4 protein-coding genes are annotated in these 4,356 nt (G+C 70.5%); 2 read left to right on the top strand and 2 right to left on the bottom strand.

The window, feature by feature from the left end; translation table 11 throughout:
• Positions 1 to 30 precede the first annotated feature (30 nt).
• Both ACFCV8_RS35530 and ACFCV8_RS35525 read right to left on the bottom strand, forming a co-directional pair.
• Positions 31 to 1,260: a DUF349 domain-containing protein gene (locus tag ACFCV8_RS35530; protein ID WP_376689681.1), complete on the bottom strand. Its 1,230-nt coding sequence runs from the start codon at positions 1,258 to 1,260 to the stop codon at positions 31 to 33.
• A 189-nt stretch (positions 1,261 to 1,449) separates the two neighbouring features.
• On the bottom strand, positions 1,450 to 2,229 hold the full coding sequence (locus ACFCV8_RS35525; RefSeq protein WP_376689680.1) for a peptidylprolyl isomerase: 780 nt from the start codon (positions 2,227 to 2,229) through the stop codon (positions 1,450 to 1,452).
• A 150-nt stretch (positions 2,230 to 2,379) separates the two neighbouring features.
• On the opposite strand from ACFCV8_RS35525, the gene ACFCV8_RS35520 reads away from it, so the two are divergent.
• Positions 2,380 to 3,066, top strand: coding sequence for an MBL fold metallo-hydrolase (locus tag ACFCV8_RS35520; RefSeq protein ID WP_376689679.1), 687 nt, complete (start codon positions 2,380 to 2,382; stop codon positions 3,064 to 3,066).
• A gap of 15 nt (positions 3,067 to 3,081) precedes the next feature.
• Entirely contained in the window at positions 3,082 to 4,347 is a 1,266-nt protein-coding gene (gene hisS, locus ACFCV8_RS35515) for a histidine--tRNA ligase (protein WP_376689678.1), read from the top strand.
• Positions 4,348 to 4,356 lie beyond the last annotated feature (9 nt).

Here is a 4,356-nt window from a genome sequence, read left to right as displayed (position 1 = left end):
GGAAGGCCCCCAGGACCGTGCGTCGGGGCGTCAGCCGCCGAACTCCTCCAGGCCCTTGAGGGCCTGGTCCAGCAGCGCCTGCCGGCCATCGAGCTCCTTGGCCAGCTTGTCGGCGCGGGCGTTGTTGCCCGAGGCGCGCGCCGTGTCGATCTGCGTACGCAGCTTGTCGACGGCGGCCTGGAGCTGACCGGTCAGACCCGCGGCGCGGGCCCGCGCCTCGGGGTTGGTCCGGCGCCACTCGGCCTCCTCGGCCTCCTGGATCGCCCGCTCCACCGCGTGCATCCGCCCCTCGACCTTCGGGCGGGCGTCGCGCGGGACGTGGCCGATGGCCTCCCAGCGCTCGTTGATGGCCCGGAACGCGGCCCTGGCCGCCTTCAGGTCCTTCACCGGCACCAGCCGCTCGGCCTCGACCGCGAGCTCCTCCTTCAGCTTGAGGTTCTCGCCCTGCTCCGCGTCCCGCTCGGCGAAGACCCCGCTGCGGGCGGCGAAGAAGACGTCCTGCGCACCGCGGAAGCGGTTCCACAGGTCGTCCTCGGCCTCGCGCTGGGCGCGGCCCGCCGCCTTCCACTCGGTCATCAGGTCGCGGTACCGGGCGGCGGTGGGGCCCCAGTCGGTGGAGCCGGAGAGCGACTCCGCCTCGGCGACCAGCTTCTCCTTCGCCTTGCGGGCCTCCTCGCGCTGGGCGTCCAGCGAAGCGAAGTGGGCCTTGCGGCGCTTGGAGAACGCCGAGCGGGCGTGCGAGAAGCGGTGCCACAGCTCGTCGTCGGACTTGCGGTCGAGCCGCGGCAGGCCCTTCCACGTGTCGACGAGCGCGCGGAGCCGTTCACCGGCCGAGCGCCACTGCTCGCTGCGGGCCAGCTCCTCCGCCTCGGCGACCAGTGCCTCCTTGGCGTGCTTCGCCTCGTCGGTCTGCTTCGCCTTCTGGGCCTTGCGCTCCTCGCGCCGCGAGTCGACCGCCGCGACGAGCGCGTCGAGCCGCTTGCGCAGCGCTTCGAGGTCGCCGACGGCGTGGTGCTCGTCCACCTGAAGACGCAGGTGCTCGATGGCGGCCGTCGCGTCCTTCGCCGACAGATCGGTGGTCTTCACCCGCCGTTCGAGGAGGCCGATCTCGACCACAATGCCCTCGTACTTGCGCTCGAAGTAGGCCAGAGCCTCCTCGGGGGAACCCGCCTGCCACGATCCGACGACCTGCTCGCCGTCGGCTGTCCGCACGTACACGGTGCCGGTCTCATCGACACGGCCCCACGGGTCGCTGCTCACAGCGCCTCCTCCACCTGATGCCCGCGAGAGGGTTCGCCCCCCTGGCATCGTCCACAGTTTCCTGGGGCGGGCAGCGCCCGCCCTGCACAACGTCAATCTAGGCGACCGGCCGCCCGGCTGTCCGCTCTCAGCGCGGCCGAAAAAAATCAGTACCGCGCCCGGCGCCGCCGGACGGCCGCCCCGAGCCGGTCACGACTTGTCGACCGTGGCCTTTGTGATCTTCACTTCCTTCTTCGGTGCGGCGTCGGGCGCACCGCCCGCCGCGCCCGCCGCCCCGATCTTCTCGAGGGTCTTCAGCGAGGCGTCGTCCATCGTTCCGAACGGGGTGTAGTTGGGCGGGAGCTTGCTGTCCTTGTAGACCAGGAAGAACTGGCTGCCACCGGTCTGCGGTCCGGCGTTCGCCATCGCGACCGTGCCCGCCGGGTACGTCACCGTGCCGTCCTTGCCCGGCTTGCCCAGGCCGTCCAGGTTCTCGTCGGGGATGGTGTAGCCGGGGCCGCCCGTGCCGTCGCCCTTGGGGTCGCCGCACTGCAGGACGAAGATGCCCTGCGTGGTCAGCCGGTGACACTTGGTGCCGTCGAAGAAGCCCTTGTCGGCCAGCGACTTGAAGGAGTTCGTGGTGTGCGGCGTCTTCGACGCCTTCATGCTGAACGAGATGTCGCCCTGGCTCGTTCCCAGGGCCATCGTGTACGTGGCCTTCTTGTCGATCTTCATCGCGGGCTCGGGAGCCTTGCTCTCCTCGCTCGGCGACGGGCTCGCGCTCGCGGCGGCGTCCGCGGTGTCCTTCTTGGTGTCGTCGCCGCGGAGGGCGAGGTAGGAGCCCGCGCCGACGACCGCCACCGCGGCCACCGAGGACGCGATGATGATCGTCAGCCGCTTCTTGCGGCCGCGTGCCTCCTCCCGGCGCTGCTGCTGCCGCTGGAACTTGTCCCTGGCGAGCTGCCGCCGCCGCTGATCGCTGCTGACCACCGGGTGATCTCCTTGCTGGGTCGTGGGTTCGGGCCTTGGCTGCCCCGTACCGTATATGGGTTAGCTGTGGAATGAGGAGCGCCGGTAGGCTCTGAACTGCCGCGACCCTCTCCGTCGCGTTCCGCCGTCGGACGACCCTTAAGGATGATCGTGCTCATTGCCGGGTTCCCCGCAGGGGCCTGGGGGACCAACTGCTATCTGGTCGCCCCGGCCGCGGGCGAGGAGTGCGTGATCATCGACCCGGGCCACCAGGCCGCCCAGGGCGTCGAGGAAGCACTGAAGAAGCATCGGCTGAAGCCCGTCGCCGTCGTGCTCACCCACGGCCACATCGACCACGTCGCCTCGGTGGTCCCAGTGTGCGGCGCGCACGACGTCCCTGCCTGGATCCACCCCGACGACCGGTTCATGATGAGTGACCCCGAGAAGGCCCTCGGCCGCTCCATCGGGATGCCGCTCATGGGCGAGCTGACGGTCGGGGAGCCGGACGACGTCAAGGAGCTGAGTGACGGTGCCCGCCTGGAGCTGGCCGGTCTGGAGCTGTCCGTCGCGCATGCGCCCGGCCATACCAAGGGGTCGGTGACGTTCAGGATGCCCGAGGCCGCGGATGTTCCGCAGATCCTCTTCTCGGGCGACCTGCTCTTCGCCGGCTCCGTCGGACGCACCGACCTGCCCGGCGGCGACCACGCCGAGCTGCTCGAGTCGCTGGCCCGTGTGTGCCTGCCGCTCGACGACTCGACCGTGGTGCTGTCCGGCCACGGCCCCCAGACGACCATCGGCCGCGAGCGCGTCTCCAATCCGTTCCTGAACGGACTGGACGCGCCCCGACGAGGAATGTGACGAGAGAAAAAACCCGTGAGCACCTTCAAGGCCCCCAAGGGCACGTACGACCTGACCCCGCCGGACTCCGCCAAGTACCTCGCGGTGCGCGAGGCGATCGCCGCACCCCTGAAGAACTCCGGCTACGGCTACATCGAGACGCCCGGTTTCGAGGACGTCACGCTGTTCTCGCGCGGTGTCGGTGAGTCCACCGACATCGTGACCAAGGAGATGTACACCCTCACGACCAAGGGCGGCTCGCAGCTGGCCCTGCGCCCCGAGGGCACCGCCTCGGTCCTCCGCGCCGCACTGGAGGCCAACCTCCACAAGCTCGGCAACCTGCCGGTCAAGCTCTGGTACTCCGGGTCCTACTACCGCTACGAGCGCCCGCAGAAGGGCCGCTACCGGCACTTCTCGCAGGTCGGTGCCGAGGCGATCGGTGCCGAGGACCCGGCACTGGACGCCGAGCTGATCATCCTGGCCGACCAGGCGTACCGCGCCCTGGGACTGCGGAACTTCCGCATCCTGCTCAACTCGCTGGGCGACAAGGAGTGCCGTCCCGTCTACCGGGACGCTCTCCAGACCTTCCTGCGCGAGCTCGACCTGGACGAGGAGACCCGCCGCCGCATCGAGATCAACCCGCTCCGGGTCCTCGACGACAAGCGGGCCGAGGTCCAGAAGCAGCTGGCCGGTGCCCCGGTGCTGCGCGACTACCTGTGCGACGCCTGCAAGGCGTACCACGAGGAGGTGCGCGACCTGCTCTCGGCGGCCGGTGTGGTCTACGAGGACGACGAGAAGCTCGTCCGCGGCCTCGACTACTACACCCGCACCACCTTCGAGTTCGTCCACGACGGGCTCGGCTCGCAGTCCGCGGTGGGCGGCGGCGGCCGCTACGACGGCCTCTCCGAGATGATCGGCGGACCGGCGCTCCCGTCGGTGGGCTGGGCGCTCGGCGTGGACCGTACGGTGCTCGCCCTGGAAGCGGAGGGCATCGAGCTCGAACTGCCCGCGGCCACCAGTGTCTTCGCGGTGCCGCTCGGCGAGGAGGCCCGCCGGGTGCTCTTCGGCGTCGTCACGCAGCTCCGCCGCGAGGGCGTCGCGGCGGACTTCGCGTACGGGAACCGGGGACTCAAGGGCGCGATGAAGAGCGCGAACCGGTCAGGAGCCCGCTTCACGATCGTCGCGGGCGAGCGCGATCTGGCCGAGGGCGTCGTCCAGCTCAAGGACATGGAGTCCGGCGAACAGGCGCCGGTGGCCCTGGCCGAGGTGGCCGGGGAGATCCGCGGGCGCCTGGCCCAGTAGGTCCCGAGG

The sequence above is a fragment of the Streptomyces sp. NPDC056347 genome, from assembly GCF_042262625.1.
Lineage (GTDB): Bacteria > Actinomycetota > Actinomycetes > Streptomycetales > Streptomycetaceae > Streptomyces.
Note: the sequence above shows the minus strand (reverse complement) of the source record. Positions and strands in the feature narration are given on the sequence as shown.